Genomic DNA, 20,633 nt, shown 5'->3' on the forward strand with positions numbered 1-20,633 from the left:
CACCCACGATCAAGCCCCACGGGCTCGGACACCAGCCACCTGCCCCTCCCCTGCGCTCCACGACTCGCCCTCGCCCCTCCTCACCTCTTCCTCCCCCCCCCGGGGCCCCCGGCCCCGCGCCCTCACCCGATGTCAAGCGGATCCACCCGCACCCGCACCGGCTCCACACCCCCGCGCGCCCGAGCCATCCGCGCGGCCTGAGCCGTCTTCAACGCGGCCGCCAGCGCAGCCCCGCTGCCCGGCGGCACCCGGATCAGCACCCGCTCCCCCGGCTCCTCCACCGGCGGCGCCCCCGCACGACGCCCACGGGCCGCGCCTTCCCGCGACACCGAAACAGACACCGGCACCGGCACCGGCACCGGCACCGGCCCCAACACCTCCGCATCCGCAGGCAGTTCGACCCCCGCGAGGAACTCCGCCAGCGCCTGCCCCGATCCCGACACGGCCGCCATCCGCGACACCGGCGGAAACCCGAGCTCGGCCCGCTCCCCGAGCTCCCGCACCGCGTGCCCCACCGGGTCCCAGCGCACCAGCGCCTGCACGGGCCGCAGCGTGGGCTCGGCGACGACCACGACCGTGCCGCCCGCCTCCTGATCGCGCACGAGAGCGGCGGCACCGATCCAGCGCCGCAGCGCGTCCTCGCCCGCGCGCAGGTCCGGCCGCCCGAGCATCGCCCAGCCGTCGAGGAGCAGCGCCGCCGCATAGCCCCCGCCCTCGGCGACGGGCTCGGCGCCCGGCGTACTCACGACCAGGGCCGGGGTCCCGGGAACGGTGTCAAGTACCTGTTCCCGCCCCGACGTTCGCACCGGCACCGCCGGGAACGCCCGCCCCAGCTCCTCGGCGGTCCGCCGCGCCCCGACCACCTGCGCCCGCAGCCGGAACCCCCCGCACTCCTGACAGTGCCAGGCCCCTTCGTCCCGCCCGCACCACGCACACCCCAGCGCACCGCTCGCCTCACGCGCCTCCAGCGGCCCGGCACAGTGGCGACAGCGCGCGGGCTCCCGGCACGTCTGGCAGGCGAGCCGCGGCACATACCCCCGCCGCGGCACCTGCACCAGCACGGGCCCGTCCCGCAGCGCGCCCCGCGCCACCTCCCAGGCGATGCTGGGCAGCCGCGCCGCCCGCGCGGCCTCGTCCCGCGCGAGATCCAGATCCCCCACGGTCCGCACCAGGGGCGCGACCCGCCGCACGACGTCCCGTGGCGCGACGATCGCCGCGGCCCACCCACTGCGCACCAGCTGGGCGGCCTCAACGGTGCAACTCCAACTCCCCAGCAGGAAAGCGCACTTGTCCCGCGAGGCCCGCAGCTCCAGCACCTCACGCACATGCGGAAAGGGCGCGCGATCATCACCGTGATGCGCGTCCCCGTCGTCCCACACCACAACCAGCCCAAGATCCCGTACGGGGGCGAACATGGCGGCGCGCGTCCCCACGACGGCCCGCACGGCCCCGCGCCGCACGGCAAGCCACTCCCCGTACCGCCGCTCCTGCCCCGCGTCGGCGGTCAGCAACGCGTGCCGCCCCTCCCCCAGTTGCTCCCGCAACGCGGCATCCACCCGCGCGGCGAGCCGCACCGTCGGCACCACCACCAACGCACCCCGCCCGGAGGCGAGCGTCGCCCGCACGGCGCGCGCGATCTCATCGGCCCACTCGGGCCCCGGCAGGGCGGTCCACACGGCACGCGGCGCCCCACCCGCGGCAAGCGCCCCGACGAATTCGACTCCCCTCTCGTACCGCGCCCACGACCCGGCCTCCGGAGCCGAGGGCGGCGCGGGCGGCCCGGCGAACTCCCGCGCCTCGGCCTTCGCGTGCCGCGGCGGAACCGCCAGCTGCAGCACATCGGCCAGGCTCCCCGCATACCGATCGGCAACGGCCCGCGCGAGCCCCAACAACTCCTCACTCAGCACGGGCTCGGGCGACAGCACCTGAGCCAGCGCGGCCAAGGGCCCCTGATACGCGGCCTCGGCCACCCTCTCCACAAGGAACCCATCAATGAGCCCCCCACCCTCACGCCGCCCGCCCCGCACGTTCTTGGCCCCGGCCCCGAACCGCACCCGGACCCGCACCCCCGGCTGAGCCACCTCGTCCAGCTCCTCGGGCACCGCGTACTCGAAGTACCGATCGAGATGCAGCACCCCCTTGTCCACGAGCACCCGCGCCACCGGCAGTTCCTTGGCCAGAGCGGCCCCCCGCCACGTCCGCGGCTTGGCCCGCGGCACCTTGGCCTCCCGCACACTCTCCCGAATGAACGCAAGCTGCTCGGGCTCCACCCCCGATTCCCGCCCTGCTCCGTCGTTCTCGCTGCTCACAGGTGCATTCCTACCAGAGGGGACTGACACGCCCGCGTCCGCGCAGCTCGAAGGCCCGGCCTCCCCCTGAGGGAGAACCGGGCCTTCCAAGAACCGAGTCGGGCGGACCTTACAGCCCCGCCGCCTTCCGCAGCGCGTCCACCCGGTCCGTCTTCTCCCACGTGAACTCGGGCAGCGCGCGCCCGAAGTGGCCGTAGGCGGCCGTCAGGGAGTAGATCGGGCGCAGCAGGTCGAGGTCGCGGATGATCGCGGCCGGGCGGAGGTCGAAGACCTCGGTGATCGCGGCCTCGATCTTGTCCGTGTCCACCGTGGCCGTGCCGAAGGTCTCCACGAAGAGGCCGACCGGCTCGGCCTTGCCGATCGCGTAGGCGACCTGGACCTCGCAGCGGGCGGCGAGGCCGGCCGCGACGACGTTCTTGGCGACCCAGCGCATCGCGTACGCGGCGGAGCGGTCGACCTTGGACGGGTCCTTGCCGGAGAAGGCGCCGCCGCCGTGGCGGGCGTAGCCGCCGTACGTGTCGATGATGATCTTGCGGCCGGTCAGACCCGCGTCACCCATCGGGCCGCCGATCTCGAAGCGGCCGGTCGGGTTGACCAGGAGGCGGTAGCCCTCGGTCTCCAGCTTGATGCCGTCCTCGAGGAGGGCCTTCAGCTCCGGCTCGACCACGAACTCCCGGATGTCGGGGGCCAGGAGCGAGTCCAGGTCGATGTCCGAGGCGTGCTGCGAGGAGACGACGACCGTGTCGAGGCGGACCGCCTTGTCGCCGTCGTACTCGATGGTGACCTGGGTCTTGCCGTCGGGGCGGAGGTAGGGGATCGTCCCGTTCTTGCGGACCTCGGAGAGGCGGCGCGAGAGGCGGTGCGCGAGGTGGATCGGGAGCGGCATGAGCTCCGGGGTCTCGTCGCAGGCGTAGCCGAACATCAGGCCCTGGTCGCCCGCGCCCTGCTTGTCGAGCTCGTCCTCGTCGCCCTCGACGCGCTTCTCGTACGCCGTGTCGACGCCCTGCGCGATGTCCGGGGACTGCGAGCCGATGGAGACGGAGACGCCGCAGGAAGCGCCGTCGAAGCCCTTCTTCGACGAGTCGTAGCCGATCTCGAGGATCTTCTCGCGCACCAGCTGCGCGATCGGCGCGTACGCCTTGGTCGTGACCTCACCGGCGACGTGCACGAGGCCGGTGGTGATGAGCGTCTCCACGGCGACCCGGGACGTCGGGTCCTCTCGCAGAAGCGCGTCGAGAATGGTGTCGCTGATCTGGTCAGCGATCTTGTCGGGGTGACCCTCGGTCACGGACTCCGAGGTGAACAGGCGACGGGACACAACGCTCCCTGTGGTTGCAGCGGCTGCTGGCTGATCATTGGCGAACCACCCGGGAGCTGCGCCCGGCGTGGTCCGAGACCAGTTTATCGGTCGTGCTCAGCCGCGTGGACACGCGTCTCGCCACATGGGAGCGCTGTGACCTGCGGCACTGCATTGTGCGGTACGACTATCCGTCTCCACCAGAGGGCAGCCCGCCCGAAAATGCCGGGTTTGAGCCGCCCACTGGGGCGAACGTGACATTCAGCCCCGCACGGGGCTCAACTATTGCGGCAGCCGCTCGGCCACCAGGTCCCAGACGATATCCGCCAGGGCTTCCTTGGGACCGTACGGAACCGGGGTCTCGCTGCCGTCGGCACCGAGCACCACGGCCTCGTTCTCCTCGGAGCCGAAGGTCTTGCGCTCGCCGACCTCGTTGACCACGAGCAGGTCACAGCCCTTGCGGGCGAGCTTGGCGCGGCCGTTGGCGAGCACGTCGTCGGTCTCGGCGGCGAAGCCCACGACGACCTGGCCGGCGCGCGGGCGCCCGCCCGAGATCTCGGCGAGGATGTCCGGATTCCGGACGAGCACGATGGGGTCGGGGTCCTTGCCGTCCTGCTTCTTGATCTTGCCGCTCGCGTAGGTCTCCGGGCGGAAGTCGGCGACCGCGGCCGCCATGACCACCGCGTCCGCGTCGGCCGCGGCCTTCAGGACGGCCTCGCGGAGCTGTACGGCGGTCCCCACGGGCACGACGTCGACGCCCGCCGGGTCCGGCAGCGACGCGTTGGCCGCGACCAGCGTGACGCGGGCACCGCGGGCCGCCGCGCTGCGGGCGAGGGCGTAGCCCTGCTTGCCGGAGGAGCGGTTGCCCAGGAAGCGGACCGGGTCGAGGGGCTCGCGGGTGCCGCCGGCGCTGACGACGACGTGCCGACCCGCGAGGTCCTGGGCGAGGTCCCCGCGCGCGAGGACGCGGCGTACGACCTCGAAGAGCTCCGCGGGCTCCGGGAAGCGCCCCTTGCCGGTGTCGACGCCGGTGAGACGGCCGACGGCGGGCTCGACGACGAGGGCGCCGCGGCGGCGCAGCGTCGCCACGTTCTCCTGCGTGGCCGGGTGCTCCCACATCTCCGTGTGCATGGCCGGGGCGAAGACGACCGGACAGCGGGCGGTCAGGAGCGTGTTCGTGAGCAGGTCGTCGGCGAGGCCGTGGGCCGCCTTGGCGAGCATGTCGGCGGTGGCGGGGGCCACGACGACCAGGTCCGCGCCCTGGCCGATGCGGACGTGCGGGACCTCGTGGACGTCCGACCAGACCTCCGTGGAGACCGGGTGGCCGGAGAGCGCCGACCAGGTGGCGGCGCCGACGAAGTGCAGCGCCGAGTCCGTGGGGACGACGCGCACGTCGTGGCCGGACTCGGTCAGCCGGCGCAGCAGCTCACACGCCTTGTACGCGGCGATGCCACCACTGACCCCCAGAACGACCTTCGGCTTCGACACCGGCTCTCCCCTGACTCGGAAACGTACGACTCCATGACACACCACAGGCCCGGCAGTCGCGCTGCCGGGCCTGTGGTGACGTGAAAACTACCGATACAACGAGCGTTACTGCGCCGGGCCCTCGATGGCCTCGGACGTCAGCAGACCCGCGTTGATCTCGCGGAGCGCGATCGAGAGCGGCTTCTCGTGGACGTGGGTGTCCACCAGCGGGCCGACGTACTCGAGCAGGCCCTCACCGAGCTGCGAGTAGTACGCGTTGATCTGGCGCGCGCGCTTGGCGGCGTAGATCACGAGGCTGTACTTCGAGTCGGTGGCCTCGAGCAGCTCATCAATCGGCGGGTTGATGATGCCCTCGGGCGCGGTGATGGAAGAGGACACTCTCTGCCTTCCGATGGGGGCCGGGACCGGCGTCCCGACTGGGGTAAAGATCAAAGAACTTTCATCAAGGCTAGCAGCTCACGCGCCACATCCTCGACGGAGGTATTGACCAGGGTCGTATCGAACTCCGGCTCGGCCGCGAGCTCGACCTTGGCGGCGTCGAGCCTGCGCTCGATGACCTCGGGCGCCTCGGTACCGCGGCCGGTGAGCCGGCGCACCAGCTCGTCCCAGCTCGGCGGGGCGAGGAAGACCAGCTGCGCCTCCGGCATCGACTCGCGCACCAGACGGGCACCCTGCAGGTCGATCTCCAGGAGGACGGGCTCACCCGCCTCCAGGCGCTCCATGACCGCCTTGCGGGGCGTGCCGTAGCGGTTGCCCGCGAACTCGGCCCACTCCAGGAGCTCGCCGTTGGCGATCAGCTTGTCCATCTCGTCGTCGGAGACGAAGAAGTACTGGACACCGTGCTTCTCGCCGGGGCGCGGCCTGCGGGTCGTCGCGGAGACCGAGAGCCAGACCTCGGGGTGTTCCTTGCGCATATGGGCGACGACCGTGCTCTTGCCGACCCCGGAGGGGCCGGAGAGCACGGTCAGCCGCGGACGTTCACTCATGCAGCGATTATCCAGGTTCTCAGGAGTGCCCGAGAACGTCAGGCGGCGTTGCCGCCGAACTCGCGCTCAAGGGACGCGATCTGGTTGGAGCCGAGACCGCGCACGCGGCGACTCTCGGAGATGCCGAGCCGCTCCATGATCTGCTTGGCGCGGACCTTGCCCACGCCCGGCAGGGACTCAAGGAGCGCGGAGACCTTCATCTTGCCGATGACATCGTTCTCCTGGCCCTGCTTGATGACCTCGTGAAGGGAGGCGCCGGAGTGCTTGAGTCGATTCTTGACCTCGGCCCGCTCCCGGCGAGCCGCGGCGGCCTTTTCGAGCGCGGCTGCGCGCTGTTCAGGGGTAAGGGGCGGAAGAGCCACGCCTACGTCACCTCGGATGTCGAACTGTCGGATACGGACCGGTGAGGAACCTAGTCGCCCCACACCTGGTGAGCAACGTGCAACGCGCTTGCCCGTTGGCTCTCGTCGGAGACTAGCGGCCATGGCCGCTGGAGTCAGCGAGAACAGACGAAAAGTCCTGGTCAGCCTCTGCCGAGCCGTACATATCGGGCATTTCGCACAGGATTTGGCCTGGTGAGCACTCAGCGCGGACCGTGCGCGAGGCCCACGGCGTCCCGTACGGAGGTGAATCCGCGTGCTTCTAGGGCCGATTCGAGCTCTCTGAGCACACGGAGAGGCGCGGTGGGATCGTTGAAGATCGCGGTCCCGACGGCCACTCCGGAAGCGCCCGCGAGGACGAGCTCCAGGGCGTCGAGTCCGGATCTGACGCCGCCCATCCCGAGGATCGGCACGGTGCGCACTGACCCTGCGCGCATGGCCGCGTACACCTGGTACACGCAGCGGACGGCGACGGGTCCGATCGCCGGTCCGGAGAGGCCGCCGGTGGTGCCCGCGAGGGCCGGGCGGAGCGTGTCGGTGTCGATGGCCATGCCGAGGACGGTGTTGATCATCGAGAGGCCGTCGGCGCCCGCCTCCGTACAGGCGGCCGCGATGTCGGTGATCGAGGTGACGTCGGGGCTGAGTTTGGCGTAGACGGGGACGGCCGGGTCGGCGGCCGTGCGCACGGCCCGTACGACCTCGTACGAGGACGTGGGGTCGCAGGCGAAGACCAGGCCGCGGTTGGCGACGTTCGGGCAGGAGATGTTGGCCTCGATGCCGACGACGCCGGGCAGGCCCTTCAGGCGCGCGGCCGCCGCCGCGAACTCCTCGGCGCTCTCCCCCGCCACCGAGACCAGGACCCGGGCGCCGCGCTCCGCGAGCCAGGGCAGCTCCTGCTCGGCGAAGTGCTCGACGCCCGCGCCCTGGAGCCCGATGGAGTTGAGCATCCCGCTGGGCGTCTCGGCCATGCGCGGCGTCGGGCGGCCGGAGCGCGGGTACGGCATGACCGTCTTGGTGGTGATCGTGCCGAGGGCGTCGAGTGGCACGAAGCGGTCGAGCTCGCGGCCGTAGCCCGCGCAGCCGGAGGCGGTGCCGACCGGGTTCGGGAGCGTGATCCGGTCGCCCAGTGGTACCGACATGTCGACCTTCCCGGTCTTCATCGCGCGGCTCCTTCCGTCGTACGGGAGGTCATGGCGCCGCCCCGCGGGGTCATCGCCGCCGCCCCCTCCAGGTCGGGCGGGAGGGCGCCCGCGTCCTCCCAGCGCACCGTCGCGCCGTCGAAGACCGGGCCCGAGGTGCAGGAGCGCAGGAAGCGGGTGGTGCCGTCGGCGCAGACCACGGGCAGGACGCAGCTCATGCACACGCCGATCCCGCAGGCCATCGCCTCCTCGACCGCGGTGTAGGCGCGGGCCCCGTGCGCGGTGGCCAGCTCGGTGACCGTGCGGAGCATCGGCATCGGGCCGCAGGCGTGCACCGTGTCGGCGTCGACCGAGCGGATCAGGGCGGGCAGCGGGTCGGTGACGCGGCCGCGCTCGCCGTGGCTGCCGTCGTCGGTCAACACCCTTACGTGGGGCGTGAGTTCGCGGGCCAGGTCGACTCCGAAGAGGCGGTCGGCGCTCGCCGCGCCGAGGGCGAAGGCGACCCTGCCGCCGCGCTCCAGGATCCGCTCGGCGAGCCCGAAGAGCGGTGCGCTGCCGTAACCCCCGCCCACCAGAACGGCGTTGACGGGTCTCTCCGGGAGCGGGAACGGCGTCCCGAGCGGCGCGATCAGGTCGACGGTGTCCCCGGGGCGGTGCCGGGCGAGGGCTCTCGTGCCGCGGCCGCGCTCGGCGAAGACCAGCTCGACGGTTCCGGCGGCGGGGTCGGCGCGGTGGATGGAGAAGGCGCGGCGCAGCAGCATCGAGGAGTCGCGCCCGCCGATCGCGAGGGCGGCGAAGTGCCCGGGGCGGACGTGGGCGGCGGCGTCCCCGGCCCGGAGCACGAGCCGGTGGTAGGCGCCGGCGTCGTCCAGCCGGAGGATCTCGGCGGTCGCTTGGGTGGCGGTGGGAGCGGGTGTCGGACGCACCCTTTCATCGTCCCGGCCGGGCATCACCGCTGGTCAGGGCCCAAGGCCCGGAACTCCTCCGCAAAAGGCCCGAGCCCGGACCCACCTCGGGGTCCGGGCTCGGCGGAGACGGGGAGCACTCACGCCGCCGCGACGGCCTCCCGCACCTCGTCCGCGAACCGCGCGGCCGCGTCCCGCAGCCCCGCCGCGTCCGGCCCGTGCCGCAGCACCCCGCGGCTGACGTTGGGCACGACGTTGCCGACGGCCGCGCCGAAGACGCGGGGCAGGTCGGCGGCGGTCGCTCCCTGGGCGCCGATGCCGGGGGCGAGCAGCGGACCGTTGATGTCCAGGTCGAAGGAGGACAGGTCGCCGAGCGTGGCGCCGACGACGGCTCCGAAGGAGCCCATCGGTGCCGCGCCCGCGTTCTCCTCGGCGAGGTGGGCCAGCATCGTCGCGCCGATCGTGCGGCCGTCCTCGCGGACGGCCCGCTGCACCTCGGCACCCTCCGGGTTCGAGGTGAGGGCCAGCACGAAGAGCCCGGCGCCGCTCTCGCGCGCGAGGTCCACCGCGGGCTTCAGGGAGCCGTAGCCGAGGTAGGGCGAGACGGTCAGCGCGTCGCTGAACAGCGGGGAGTCCTTGCGCAGGAAGGTCTCCGCGTAGGCCGCCATCGTGGAGCCGATGTCACCGCGCTTGGCGTCCATGACGACGAGCGCACCGGCCGCCCGCAGGTCCTCGACTGCCTTCTCCAGTACGGCGATTCCGCGCGAGCCGAAGCGCTCGAAGAAGGCGCTCTGCGGCTTGAAGACGGCGACGGTCTCCGCGAGGGACTCGACCACCGTGCGCGTGAAGGTCTCCAGGCCCTGGATGTCGTCCTGAAGGCCCCACGCGGACAGCAGCGCGGCGTGCGGGTCGACGCCGACGCAGAGCGGGCCGCGTGCGTCCATGGCCTGGCGCAGCCGCGCACCGAAGGGTTCGAGAGCACTCATGCGGTCTCCTTGACGTCGGCGCCGACTGCCTCGGCGAGGGTGGCGTACGGGCTCGTCCGGAGGCGTGCGGCGAGACCCTTGTGGATGGCGCGCCCCCAGAAGGGGCCCTCGTAGATGAACGCGCTGTAGCCCTGCACGAGGGTGGCGCCCGCGAGGATCCGCTGCCAGGCGTCCTCGGCGTTCTCGATGCCGCCGACGCCCACGAGGGTGATGCGGTCGCCCACGCGCGCGTAGAGGCGCCTCAGCACCTCCAGGGAGCGCTCCTTGAGAGGCGCGCCGGACAGTCCGCCGGTCTCTCCGTAGAGGGCGGGTTCGGACTTCAAACCGAGGCTCTCGCGCGCGATGGTCGTGTTCGTGGCGATGATCCCGTCCAGGCCGAGCTCGACGGCGAGGTCCGCCACGGCGTCGATGTCCTCGTCCGCGAGGTCGGGGGCGATCTTGACGAGCAGCGGGACACGGCGGTCCTGGACGCTGCGGTCGGCGGCCTCCCGTACGGCGGTCAGGAGCGGCCGCAGCGACTCGGTGGCCTGGAGGTTGCGCAGGCCGGGCGTGTTCGGCGAGGACACGTTGACCACGAGGTAGTCGGCGTGGCGTGCGAGCCTCTCGGTGGACTTCACGTAGTCGGCGGCGGCCTCCTCCTCGGGCACGACCTTGGTCTTGCCGATGTTGACGCCCACGACGGTCTTGAAGACCGCCGTACGAGCGGACAGCCGCTCCGCGACGGCCGCCGAGCCCTCGTTGTTGAAGCCCATGCGGTTGATCAGGGCCCGGTCGGGGACCAGGCGGAAGAGCCGCTTCTTGGGGTTGCCGGGCTGCGGCTCCCCCGTGACGGTGCCGATCTCGATGTGGTCGAAGCCGAGCATCGACATCCCGTCGATCGCCACGGCGTTCTTGTCGAACCCGGCCGCGAGCCCGAACGGGCCGTGCATGCGCAGGCCGAACGCCTCGGTGCGCAGTTCCTTGTAGCGGGGCGCGAGCGCGGCGGCGACGAAGGTGCGCAGGACGGGGATGCGGGCCGCGAGCCGGATCCAGCGGAAGGCCATGTAGTGGGCCCGCTCCGGGTCCATCCGCTTGAAGACGAGGTTGAAGAAGAGTTTGTACATGTGACGTGTCCTCGGGTGTCCTCACCAGAAGGGGGACACCGTCTCCGGTGTCCCCCTCGGTGGGCTGCTAGTCGCGGGCCGCGGTCAGGTGTTCGGCGTGTTCCTGGAGTGAACGGACGCCCACGTCACCGTGGTTGAGCGCGTCGATGCCCTGGACGGCGGCGGCGAGCGCCTGCACCGTCGTCAGGCACGGCACCGAGCGGGCCACGGCCGCCGTGCGGATCTCGTAGCCGTCGAGGCGGCCGCCGGTGCCGTACGGGGTGTTGACGATGAGGTCGACCTCGCCGCTGTGGATCAGCTGGACGATGGTCTTCTCGCCGTTCGGGCCCTCGCCCTCGGACTGCTTGCGCACGATCGTGGCGTTGATGCCGTTGCGCTTGAGGACCTCGGCGGTGCCGGACGTGGCGAGCAACTCGAAGCCGTGCGCGACCAGTTCGCGCGCCGGGAAGATCATCGAGCGCTTGTCGCGGTTGGCGACCGAGATGAAGGCGCGGCCCTTGGTCGGCAGCGGACCGTAGGCACCCGCCTGGGACTTGGCGTAGGCCGTCCCGAACACCGAGTCGATGCCCATGACTTCACCGGTGGAGCGCATCTCCGGGCCGAGCACGGTGTCGACGCCGCGGCCGTGGATGTCGCGGAAGCGCGACCACGGCATGACGGCCTCCTTGACGGAGATCGGCGCGTCCATGGGCAGCGTGCCGCCGTCGCCCTCCTTGGGCAGCAGGCCCTCGGCGCGCAGCTCGGCGATGGTGGCGCCGAGCGAGATGCGCGCGGCGGCCTTGGCCAGCGGCACCGCGGTCGCCTTCGAGGTGAAGGGGACGGTGCGCGAGGCGCGCGGGTTGGCCTCCAGGACGTACAGGATGTCCCCGGCCATCGCGAACTGGATGTTGATGAGCCCGCGGACCCCGACGCCCTTGGCGATGCCCTCGGTCGAGGCCCGCAGCCGCTTGATGTCGAAGCCGCCGAGCGTGATCGGGGGCAGCGCGCACGCCGAGTCGCCGGAGTGGATGCCGGCCTCCTCGATGTGCTCCATGACGCCGCCGAGGTAGAGCTCCTGGCCGTCGTAGAGCGCGTCCACGTCGATCTCGATGGCGTCGTCGAGGAAGCGGTCGACGAGGACCGGCCGCGAGGGGCTGATCTCGGTCGACTCCTCGATGTACGCGGAAAGGCGCGCCTCGTCGTACACGATCTCCATGCCGCGGCCGCCGAGCACGTACGACGGGCGGACGAGGACCGGGTAGCCGATCTCGTCGGCGATCGCCTTCGCCTCGGCGAACGTCGTCGCGGTGCCGTGCTTGGGCGCCGGCAGACCGGCCTCCGCGAGCACCCGGCCGAAGGCGCCGCGGTCCTCGGCGGCGTGGATGGCCTCGGGCGAGGTGCCCACGACCGGCACGCCGTTGTCCTTGAGCGCCTGCGACAGGCCCAGCGGGGTCTGGCCGCCGAGCTGTACGACGACACCGGCCAGCGGGCCCGCGAGGGACTCCGCGTGGACGATCTCCAGCACGTCCTCGAGCGTCAGCGGCTCGAAGTAGAGGCGGTCGGAGGTGTCGTAGTCCGTGGAGACCGTCTCCGGGTTGCAGTTGACCATCACGGTCTCGTAGCCCGCGTCGCTCAGCGCGAAGGAGGCGTGGACGCAGGAGTAGTCGAACTCGATGCCCTGGCCGATGCGGTTGGGGCCCGAGCCGAGGATGATCACCGCGGGCTTGTCGCGCTGCGCGACCTCGGTCTCCTCGTCGTACGAGGAGTAGAAGTACGGGGTCTTGGCGGCGAACTCGGCGGCGCAGGTGTCGACCGTCTTGTAGACCGGGCGCACCCCGAGGGCGTGCCGGACCTCGCGCACGACGTCCTCGCGCAGGCCGCGGATCTCGGCGATCTGGGCGTCGGAGAAGCCGTGCCGCTTGGCCTCGGCGAGCAGGTCGGCGTCCAGGCGCTCGACGGCCGCGAGCTCGTCCGCGATCTCCTTGATGAGGAAGAGCTGGTCGACGAACCACGGGTCGATCTTCGTGGCGTCGAAGACCTCCTCGGGGGTCGCGCCCGCGCGGATGGCCTGCATGACGGAGTTGATGCGCCCGTCGGTCGGCCGCACGGCCGCGGCCAGGAGCTCGGCCTTGTCGCCGGGCTCGCCCACGAACGTGAACTGCGAGCCCTTCTTCTCCAGGGAGCGCAGCGCCTTCTGCAGCGCCTCGGTGAAGTTGCGGCCGATGGCCATGGCCTCGCCCACCGACTTCATGGTGGTGGTGAGGGTGGAGTCGGCGCTCGGGAACTTCTCGAAGGCGAAGCGCGGGGCCTTCACGACCACGTAGTCGAGGGTCGGCTCGAAGGAGGCCGGGGTCTTCTCGGTGATGTCGTTCGGGATCTCGTCGAGCGTGTAGCCGACGGCCAGCTTGGCGGCGATCTTGGCGATCGGGAAGCCGGTGGCCTTCGAGGCGAGCGCGGACGAACGCGACACCCGGGGGTTCATCTCGATGACGATGACCCGGCCGTCGTCGGGGTTGATGGCGAACTGGATGTTGCAGCCGCCGGTGTCCACGCCGACCTCGCGGATGATCGCGATGCCGACGTCCCGCAGGATCTGGTACTCACGGTCGGTGAGCGTCATCGCGGGCGCGACGGTGATCGAGTCGCCGGTGTGCACGCCCATCGGGTCGAAGTTCTCGATGGAGCAGACGACCACGACGTTGTCGTTCTTGTCGCGCATCAGCTCCAGCTCGTACTCCTTCCAGCCGAGGATGGACTCCTCCAGGAGCACCTCGGTGGTCGGCGAGAGCGTGAGGCCCTGCCCGGCGATGCGGCGCAGCTCCTCCTCGTCGTGCGCGAAGCCGGAGCCGGCGCCGCCCATGGTGAAGGAGGGGCGGACCACGACCGGGTAGCCGCCGAGCTCGTCGACGCCCTTGAGGACGTCGTCCATGGAGTGGCAGATGTACGAGCGGGCGGACTCGCCGTGGCCGATCTTCTTGTTGACCTCCTCGACGACGCCCTTGAAGAGGTCGCGGTCCTCGCCCTTGTTGATCGCCTCGACGTTGGCGCCGATGAGCTCCACGTCGTACTTGGCGAGGACGCCCTGCTCGTGCATGGAGATCGCGGTGTTGAGCGCGGTCTGGCCGCCGAGGGTCGGGAGCAGCGCGTCGGGGCGCTCCTTCGCGATGATCTTCTCGACGAACTCGGGGGTGATCGGCTCGACGTACGTGGCGTCGGCGATCTCCGGGTCGGTCATGATCGTCGCCGGGTTGGAGTTCACGAGGATGACCCGCAGGCCCTCGGCCTTCAGGACCCGGCACGCCTGGGTGCCGGAGTAGTCGAACTCGGCGGCCTGGCCGATGACGATCGGGCCGGAGCCGATGACCAGGACGGACTGGATATCGGTGCGCTTAGGCACGCTGGCCCTCCATCAGAGAAACGAAGCGGTCGAAGAGGTACGCGGCGTCGTGCGGGCCCGCGGCCGCCTCGGGGTGGTACTGGACGCTGAACGCGGGCCGGTCGAGCAGCCGCAGCCCCTCGACGACGCGGTCGTTCAGGCAGACGTGCGAGACCTCGGCACGCCCGAAGGGGGTCTCGGAGACCTGGTCGAGGGGCGCGTCGACGGCGAAGCCGTGGTTGTGCGCGGTGACCTCGACCTTGCCGGTGGTGCGGTCCTGGACGGGCTGGTTGATGCCACGGTGGCCGTACTTGAGCTTGTACGTGCCAAAGCCGAGCGCCCGGCCCAGGATCTGGTTGCCGAAGCAGATGCCGAACAGCGGGGTGCCGCGCTCCAGGACGGTGCGCATCACGGCGACCGGGCCGTCGGCGGCCGCGGGGTCGCCGGGGCCGTTGGAGAAGAACACGCCGTCGGGGTCGACCGCGTACACGTCCTCGGCGGTCGCGGTGGCGGGCAGGACGTGCACCTCGATGCCGCGCTCGGCCATGCGGTGCGGGGTCATGCCCTTGATGCCGAGGTCGACGGCGGCGACGGTGAACTTCTTCTCGCCGATCGCCGGGACGACGTACGTCTCCTTGGTGGCGACCTCCCCGTACAGGCTGGAGCCCTGCATCTCGGGGGCCTCCTTGACGCGGGTCAGCAGCGCCGCGTCCTCGGCGACGGCCGCGCCGGAGAAGATGCCGACGCGCATGGCGCCGCGCTCGCGCAGGTGGCGGGTGAGGGCGCGGGTGTCGATGCCGCTGATGCCGACGACGCCCTGCGCGGTGAGCTCGTCGTCCAGGGAGCGCTGCGAGCGCCAGTTGGAGGGCACGCGCGCGGGGTCGCGCACCACATAGCCGGAGACCCAGATGCGCTGCGACTCGGGGTCCTCGTCGTTGACCCCGGTGTTGCCCACGTGCGGGGCCGTCATGACGACGACCTGCTTGTGGTACGAGGGGTCGGTGAGGGTCTCCTGGTAGCCGGTCATGCCCGTGGAGAACACCGCTTCGCCGAAGGTCTCCCCCACGGCCCCGTAGGCGCGACCGCGGAAGATGCGGCCGTCCTCCAGGACGAGTACGGCGGGAGCCTTCGCGGCTCCCCGGGTGGAGGTCGTCATCGTGCGGTGCCTTCCGTCGTGTGCGAGTTCGTGTTGATCATGTTGTTGATGGCCTCGGCCCACTCCGTCTGCTCGGCGGCGTGGTCCGAGCGGAAGCCCGAGTCGATCAGCTTGTCGCCGTGCTCCCAGGTGACGATCAGCAGGCCGCCCTCGGTGAGGACCTTGCCCGCGATGCCCTTGTCCAGCCGAGCCTCCCGCAGTTGCGGGGCCGGGACGAAGAAGTCGGTGGCTCCCGGTCGCACCACGGCAAGTCCCGCGTCCGTGAGGGTCAGCTCGACGCGGCTGCGGGTGCCCAGGCCGTGCGCGACGATGCGGTCGAGCCACTGCCCGGCCGTGGTCGAGCCGTGGTAGCGGCCGCTCAGCTCCAGTTTCGCCGGGCCGGGGTCATCCGGCACGGCAGGGAGCTCGGGCAGGTCGCCCTGGAGCGTGCCGCGCCACTTCCAGCCCTCGCGCATCAGCCAGTAGACGAGCGCGATGAAGAGCAGCAGGCCGACGACCCAGGCCGCGCGGGCGGCCCAGTCCGTGACGTCCGCCGACTTCTTCTCGGCGGCCAGGTCCAGCAGGGGCGAAAGAGCTGTCACGCGAGCTTCCCGTCGATGAGCGTGGCGCGGCCCCGCAGGAAGGTGTGGGTGACGCGGCCCGGCAGCTCACGGCCCTCGTAGGGGGTGTTGCGGCTGCGGGAGGCGAAGCCCGTGGGGTCCACGCTTCCACGGTAATCCGCATCGACGAGAACGAGGTTGGCGGGCTCACCTGCCGAGACGGGACGGCCGTGGCCCTTGGCCCCGCCGATCTCCGCGGGCTTGAAGGACATCCGGTCCGCGACGGCGGCCCAGGTCAGCAGCCCGGTCTCGACCATCGTCTGCTGGACGACGGAGAGCGCGGTCTCCAGGCCCACCATGCCCATGGCGGCCGCGGCCCACTCGCAGTCCTTGTCCTCGTGCGGGTGCGGGGCGTGGTCGGTGGCGACGATGTCGATCGTGCCGTCGGCGAGGGCCTCGCGCAGCGCCATGACGTCGCGCTCGGTGCGCAGCGGCGGGTTGACCTTGTAGACCGGGTTGTAGGTGCGGGCCATCTCGTCGGTGAGGAGGAGGTGGTGCGGGGTGACCTCGGCGGTGACGTCGATGCCGCGGGACTTGGCCCAGCGCACGATCTCGACGGACCCGGCGGTCGACAGGTGGCAGATGTGCACCCGCGAGCCGACGTGCTCGGCGAGCAGGACATCCCGGGCGATGATCGATTCTTCGGCCACCGCGGGCCAGCCGCCGAGCCCGAGCTCCGCGGAGACGATGCCCTCGTTCATCTGGGCGCCCTCGGTGAGCCGCGGCTCCTGCGCGTGCTGGGCGACGACCCCGCCGAACGCCTTCACGTACTCCAGGGCGCGGCGCATGATCACGGCGTCGTCGACGCACTTGCCGTCGTCGGAGAAGACGGTGACGCCGGCCGCCGACTCGTGCATGGCACCGAGCTCGGCGAGCTTCTTGCCCTCGAGGCCGACGGTCACGGCGCCGATGGGCTGCACGTCGCAGTAGCCGGACTCCTTGCCGAGCCGGTAGACCTGCTCGACGACGCCCGCCGTGTCGGCGACCGGGAAGGTGTTGGCCATGGCGAACACGGCCGTGAAACCGCCGCTCGCGGCCGCCCGCGTACCGGTCAGGACGGTCTCGGAGTCCTCACGGCCGGGCTCGCGCAGATGCGTGTGCAGGTCCACGAGACCCGGCAGCAGCACCTTGCCGTCGGCCTCGACGACCTCGGCACCCTCCGCGCTCAGTCCGCTGCCCACGGCCTCGATGAACTCGCCGTCGATCAGGACGTCCTGCGGCTCGCCGCCGAGCACCTTCGCACCACGGATCAGGATCTTGCTCATGGTTCTTACTTCTCCTCGTCCGAGAAAGTGGCGCGCGCGGAGCGCTCGTCAGAAGGGTGGTGGTGGGAGACGGGTGGGCGAGAGTGGGTGACGGCGGGCTCGTTGCCGCCCAGCAGCAGATAGAGGACGGCCATGCGGATGGACACCCCGTTGGCGACCTGCTCGACGACCGTGCAGCGGTCGGAGTCGGCGACCTCGGCGGTGATCTCCATGCCACGGACCATGGGTCCGGGGTGCATCACGATGGCGTGCTCGGGCATCTTCGCCATCCGGTCGCCGTCCAGGCCGTAGCGGCGCGAGTACTCGCGCTCGGTCGGGAAGAAGGCGGCGTTCATGCGCTCGCGCTGGACGCGCAGCATCATCACGGCGTCGGACTTCGGCAGTACGCCGTCCAGGTCGTAGCTGACCTCGCAGGGCCAGGTCTCCACGCCGACCGGCACCAGCGTGGGCGGCGCGACGAGGGTGACCTCGGCGCCGAGGGTGTGCAGCAGGTCGACGTTGGAGCGGGCGACGCGGCTGTGCAGGACGTCGCCGACGAGCGTGATGCGCTTGCCCGCCAGGTCCTGGCCGAGGCCCGCGTCGGGCCCGATCAGGCGGCGCCGCATGGTGAAGGCGTCGAGCAGGGCCTGGGTGGGGTGCTGGTGGGTGCCGTCACCGGCGTTGATCACCGGGGCGTCGATCCAGCCGGAGTTGGCCAGGCGGTAGGGGGCGCCGGAGGCGCTGTGCCGGATGACGACGGCGTCGACGCCCATCGCCTCCAGGGTCTGGGCGGTGTCCTTGAGGGACTCGCCCTTGGAGACGCTGGATCCCTTGGCCGCGAAGTTGATCACGTCCGCGGAGAGCCGCTTCTCGGCGGCCTCGAAGGAGATCCGGGTCCGGGTCGAGTCCTCGAAGAAGAGGTTGCAGACCGTGCGGCCGCGCAGCGCGGGCAGCTTCTTGATCGGCCGGTCGGCGACGCGGGCCATCTCCTCGGCGGTGTCGAGGATGAGGACGGCGTCGTCACGGGTGAGGTCGGCGGCCGAGATGAGGTGTCGCATCATCTGGAAGGCTCCGTAAGGCAGTTCAGGACATCAGGGGCCCGGGGGATCGCCCCGGTGAGGCGCAGGTCGGCACACGTGTGCGCACGGAAGGTGCACGGTGGCGTACGCGACGACGGGTGCGGCTTGCTACTGCTCGCCGGAGGACGCGGCGGCGGGCTTGACCCCGAGCAGCACGGTGTCGCGACCGTCCTCCTCGGAAAGCTGGACCTTGACCGTCTCGCGCAGCGACGTGGGCAGGTTCTTGCCCACGTAGTCGGCGCGGATGGGCAGTTCACGGTGGCCGCGGTCGACGAGAACGGCGAGCTGCACCGCGCGCGGGCGGCCGATGTCGTTCAGGGCGTCGAGGGCGGCGCGGATGGTGCGGCCGGAGAACAGCACGTCGTCGACGAGGACGACGAGCCGGCCGTCGATGCCGTCACCGGGGATCTCGGTGCGGGCGAGGGCGCGCGGCGGGTGCATGCGCAGGTCGTCGCGGTACATGGTGATGTCGAGGGAGCCGACCGGGATCTTGCCGCCGGTGATCTCTTCGAGCTTGTCGGCGAGGCGCCGGGCGAGGAAGACGCCACGGGTCGGAATGCCGAGAAGCACCACGTCGTCGGCGCCCTTGGCGCGCTCGACGATCTCGTGGGCGATGCGGGTCAGTACCCGCGCGATGTCCGGACCCTCGAGAACGGGCCGGGCGACATCGGGGTCGTGCGAGTCATGCGTGTCCATGGAAAAGGACCTCCTTCTCCGCCTCACGGGACGGACCTTAAAGGACGTCGAAATTGCGCCAACCACGGTACCAGGCCCGACAACGATGCTCACGCCGGCCCCCACCAAAGGAGCGGTATAGACCGTTCGGCTTGACGCAGACAAGTAACGCTGCGTAACCTCACAGTGAGTTACCAGTCTGCGTCCGGGGAGCTATATGTCCAGCGAATACGCCAAACAGCTCGGGGCCAAGCTCCGCGCCATCCGTACCCAGCAGGGCCTTTCCCTCCACGGCGTCGAGGAGAAGTCCCAGGGGCGCTGGAAGGCGGTTGTCGTCGGGTCGTACGAGCGCGGCGACCGTGCCGTGACCGTGCAGCGCCTCGCCGAGCTGGCGGACTTCTACGGCGTCCCGGTCCAGGAGCTGCTCCCGGGCACCGCCCCGGGCGGCGCGGCCGAGCCCCCGCCGAAGCTCGTGCTCGACCTGGAGCGCCTGGCGCACGTCCCGGCCGAGAAGGCCGGCCCCCTGCAGCGCTACGCGGCGACGATCCAGTCCCAGCGCGGCGACTACAACGGCAAGGTGCTCTCCATCCGCCAGGACGACCTGCGCACCCTCGCCGTCATTTACGACCAGTCCCCCTCGGTCCTCACGGAACAGCTCATCAGCTGGGGCGTCCTGGACGCGGACGCGCGCCGCGCCGTGGCCCACGAAGAGGTCTGAATCCCTTCCTGGACTTCAGCAGAAACGTGCCGCCGGGGTGGCCGGAAACCGTCGCAGGTTCCGGCCACCCCGGCGCTTTCTTTGGTCGAGCCCACAGAGGCCCCCGAGAGGCAGCCACAGAAAACCCCGAGGGGCCCGCGGCCGGTGGACGGCTGCGGGCCCCTCGGGGTGTCTGCCTGAGGGCCTGAGGACTTACTCGCCCTCGCCCCGGCGGAGGCCGGGCTTCAGGTCCTTGAAGCGGCCGAGCAGGCCGTTCACGAACGAGGGCGACTCGTCCGTGGAGAACTCCTTGGCCAGCTGGACGGCCTCGTCCAGGACGACGGCGTCCGGCGTCCCGTCGACCCAGACCAGCTCATAGGCGCCGAGCCGCAGGATGTTGCGGTCCACGACCGGCATCCGGTCCAGGGTCCACCCGACGGCGTACTGGGCGATCAGCTCGTCGATGCGGGCGGCCTTGGCGGCGTACCCCTCGACGAGCTCCATCGTGTACTCGCTCACCGGCGGCTGCCGGGTGTCGGACCGCGCGTGGCGCACCCAGTCCGCGAGCACCGTCAGGACGTCGGCGCCGCGCTGATCGGCCTCGAAGAGGATCTGGAAGGCTCGCTTGCGGGCCGTGTTCCGGGCAGCCACGGTTAGCTGTTCACCCGGCCGAGGTAGCCGCTGTCACGGGTGTCGACCTTGATCTTCTCACCGGTGGTGATGAAGAGCGGGACCTGGATCTGGTGGCCGGTCTCCAGGGTGGCGGGCTTGGTGCCACCGGTGGAGCGGTCGCCCTGGACGCCCGGCTCGGTCTCCTGGACGACGAGCTCGACGGCGGCCGGCAGCTCGACGAAGAGCACCTCGCCCTCGTGCTGCGCGACGGTGGCCGTGAAGCCCTCGATCAGGAAGTTGGCGGCGTCGCCGACGGCCTTCTTGTCGACGTGCAGCTGGTCGTACGTCTCCATGTCCATGAAGACGAAGTACTCGCCGTCCATGTAGGAGAACTGCATGTCGCGCTTGTCGACAGTGGCCGTCTCGACCTTGACGCCGGCGTTGAACGTCTTGTCGACGACCTTGCCGGAGAGCACGTTCTTGAGCTTGGTGCGCACGAAGGCCGGGCCCTTGCCGGGCTTGACGTGCTGGAACTCGACGACGGACCACAGCTGGCCGCCGTCGAGCTTGAGCACCATGCCGTTCTTGAGGTCGTTCGTGGAAGCCACGGTTGCGGAATCTCC

19 protein-coding genes are annotated in these 20,633 nt (G+C 71.1%); 1 reads left to right on the forward strand and 18 read right to left on the reverse strand.

Annotated features, from left to right (window positions below; all coding sequences use genetic code 11):
- Positions 1 to 122: 122 nt before the first annotated feature.
- The 16 genes from ACQB60_RS16475 to pyrR form a co-directional block, all read right to left on the reverse strand.
- On the reverse strand, positions 123 to 2,309 hold the full coding sequence (locus tag ACQB60_RS16475) for a primosomal protein N' (protein ID WP_496926743.1): 2,187 nt from the start codon (positions 2,307 to 2,309) through the stop codon (positions 123 to 125).
- A 109-nt stretch (positions 2,310 to 2,418) separates the two neighbouring features.
- Positions 2,419 to 3,627: a methionine adenosyltransferase gene (gene metK, locus ACQB60_RS16480; protein ID WP_496926744.1), complete on the reverse strand. Its 1,209-nt coding sequence runs from the start codon at positions 3,625 to 3,627 to the stop codon at positions 2,419 to 2,421.
- Between the two features lie 261 nt (positions 3,628 to 3,888).
- Positions 3,889 to 5,094, reverse strand: coding sequence for a bifunctional phosphopantothenoylcysteine decarboxylase/phosphopantothenate--cysteine ligase CoaBC (gene coaBC / locus ACQB60_RS16485; RefSeq protein WP_496926745.1), 1,206 nt, complete (start codon positions 5,092 to 5,094; stop codon positions 3,889 to 3,891).
- A gap of 105 nt (positions 5,095 to 5,199) precedes the next feature.
- Positions 5,200 to 5,472, reverse strand: a complete 273-nt coding sequence (gene rpoZ / locus ACQB60_RS16490; protein WP_005319902.1) for a DNA-directed RNA polymerase subunit omega — start codon at positions 5,470 to 5,472, stop codon at positions 5,200 to 5,202.
- Between the two features lie 50 nt (positions 5,473 to 5,522).
- Entirely contained in the window at positions 5,523 to 6,080 is a 558-nt protein-coding gene (gene gmk / locus ACQB60_RS16495) for a guanylate kinase (RefSeq protein WP_384847478.1), read from the reverse strand.
- A 38-nt stretch (positions 6,081 to 6,118) separates the two neighbouring features.
- On the reverse strand, positions 6,119 to 6,442 hold the full coding sequence (locus ACQB60_RS16500) for an integration host factor (RefSeq protein ID WP_069814075.1): 324 nt from the start codon (positions 6,440 to 6,442) through the stop codon (positions 6,119 to 6,121).
- Between the two features lie 221 nt (positions 6,443 to 6,663).
- A complete protein-coding gene (locus ACQB60_RS16505; RefSeq protein ID WP_496926746.1) occupies positions 6,664 to 7,620 on the reverse strand; it encodes a dihydroorotate dehydrogenase in 957 nt (318 codons plus the stop codon).
- Positions 7,617 to 8,525, reverse strand: a complete 909-nt coding sequence (locus ACQB60_RS16510; RefSeq protein WP_496926747.1) for a dihydroorotate dehydrogenase electron transfer subunit — start codon at positions 8,523 to 8,525, stop codon at positions 7,617 to 7,619. The genes ACQB60_RS16505 and ACQB60_RS16510 overlap by 4 nt, the downstream gene beginning before the upstream one ends.
- 119 nt (positions 8,526 to 8,644) lie before the next feature.
- A complete protein-coding gene (gene pyrF, locus ACQB60_RS16515; RefSeq protein ID WP_496926748.1) occupies positions 8,645 to 9,490 on the reverse strand; it encodes an orotidine-5'-phosphate decarboxylase in 846 nt (281 codons plus the stop codon).
- A complete protein-coding gene (locus tag ACQB60_RS16520; RefSeq protein WP_496926749.1) occupies positions 9,487 to 10,593 on the reverse strand; it encodes a quinone-dependent dihydroorotate dehydrogenase in 1,107 nt (368 codons plus the stop codon). The genes pyrF and ACQB60_RS16520 overlap by 4 nt, the downstream gene beginning before the upstream one ends.
- 67 nt (positions 10,594 to 10,660) lie before the next feature.
- Positions 10,661 to 13,969, reverse strand: a complete 3,309-nt coding sequence (gene carB, locus ACQB60_RS16525) for a carbamoyl-phosphate synthase large subunit (protein WP_496926750.1) — start codon at positions 13,967 to 13,969, stop codon at positions 10,661 to 10,663.
- Positions 13,962 to 15,104, reverse strand: a complete 1,143-nt coding sequence (gene carA / locus ACQB60_RS16530) for a glutamine-hydrolyzing carbamoyl-phosphate synthase small subunit (RefSeq protein WP_496926751.1) — start codon at positions 15,102 to 15,104, stop codon at positions 13,962 to 13,964. Before carA ends, carB begins: the two co-directional genes overlap by 8 nt.
- Positions 15,101 to 15,685 carry a PH-like domain-containing protein gene (locus tag ACQB60_RS16535; RefSeq protein ID WP_496926752.1) on the reverse strand — a complete coding sequence of 195 codons (585 nt, stop codon included), beginning with the start codon at positions 15,683 to 15,685 and terminating at the stop codon, positions 15,101 to 15,103. Before ACQB60_RS16535 ends, carA begins: the two co-directional genes overlap by 4 nt.
- Positions 15,682 to 16,968, reverse strand: a complete 1,287-nt coding sequence (locus ACQB60_RS16540; protein WP_496926753.1) for a dihydroorotase — start codon at positions 16,966 to 16,968, stop codon at positions 15,682 to 15,684. Before ACQB60_RS16540 ends, ACQB60_RS16535 begins: the two co-directional genes overlap by 4 nt.
- A gap of 5 nt (positions 16,969 to 16,973) precedes the next feature.
- Entirely contained in the window at positions 16,974 to 18,008 is a 1,035-nt protein-coding gene (locus ACQB60_RS16545) for an aspartate carbamoyltransferase catalytic subunit (protein WP_496926754.1), read from the reverse strand.
- A gap of 126 nt (positions 18,009 to 18,134) precedes the next feature.
- Positions 18,135 to 18,722: a bifunctional pyr operon transcriptional regulator/uracil phosphoribosyltransferase PyrR gene (pyrR, locus tag ACQB60_RS16550; RefSeq protein WP_496926755.1), complete on the reverse strand. Its 588-nt coding sequence runs from the start codon at positions 18,720 to 18,722 to the stop codon at positions 18,135 to 18,137.
- 196 nt (positions 18,723 to 18,918) lie between these two features.
- Between pyrR and bldD the strand changes: the two genes are divergently transcribed.
- Positions 18,919 to 19,419, forward strand: a complete 501-nt coding sequence (gene bldD / locus ACQB60_RS16555) for a transcriptional regulator BldD (RefSeq protein WP_055698930.1) — start codon at positions 18,919 to 18,921, stop codon at positions 19,417 to 19,419.
- Positions 19,420 to 19,611: 192 nt separating this feature from the next.
- Here the strand turns inward: bldD and nusB are convergent, their stop codons facing one another.
- Positions 19,612 to 20,049 carry a transcription antitermination factor NusB gene (gene nusB / locus ACQB60_RS16560; RefSeq protein WP_496926756.1) on the reverse strand — a complete coding sequence of 146 codons (438 nt, stop codon included), beginning with the start codon at positions 20,047 to 20,049 and terminating at the stop codon, positions 19,612 to 19,614.
- Positions 20,050 to 20,051: 2 nt separating this feature from the next.
- Complete coding sequence (gene efp / locus ACQB60_RS16565) at positions 20,052 to 20,618, reverse strand: elongation factor P (protein ID WP_496926757.1); 567 nt, start codon at positions 20,616 to 20,618, stop codon at positions 20,052 to 20,054.
- Between the last annotated feature and the right edge of the window lie 15 nt (positions 20,619 to 20,633).

Source organism: Streptomyces odontotermitis (genome assembly GCF_050510915.1).
GTDB lineage: Bacteria > Actinomycetota > Actinomycetes > Streptomycetales > Streptomycetaceae > Streptomyces.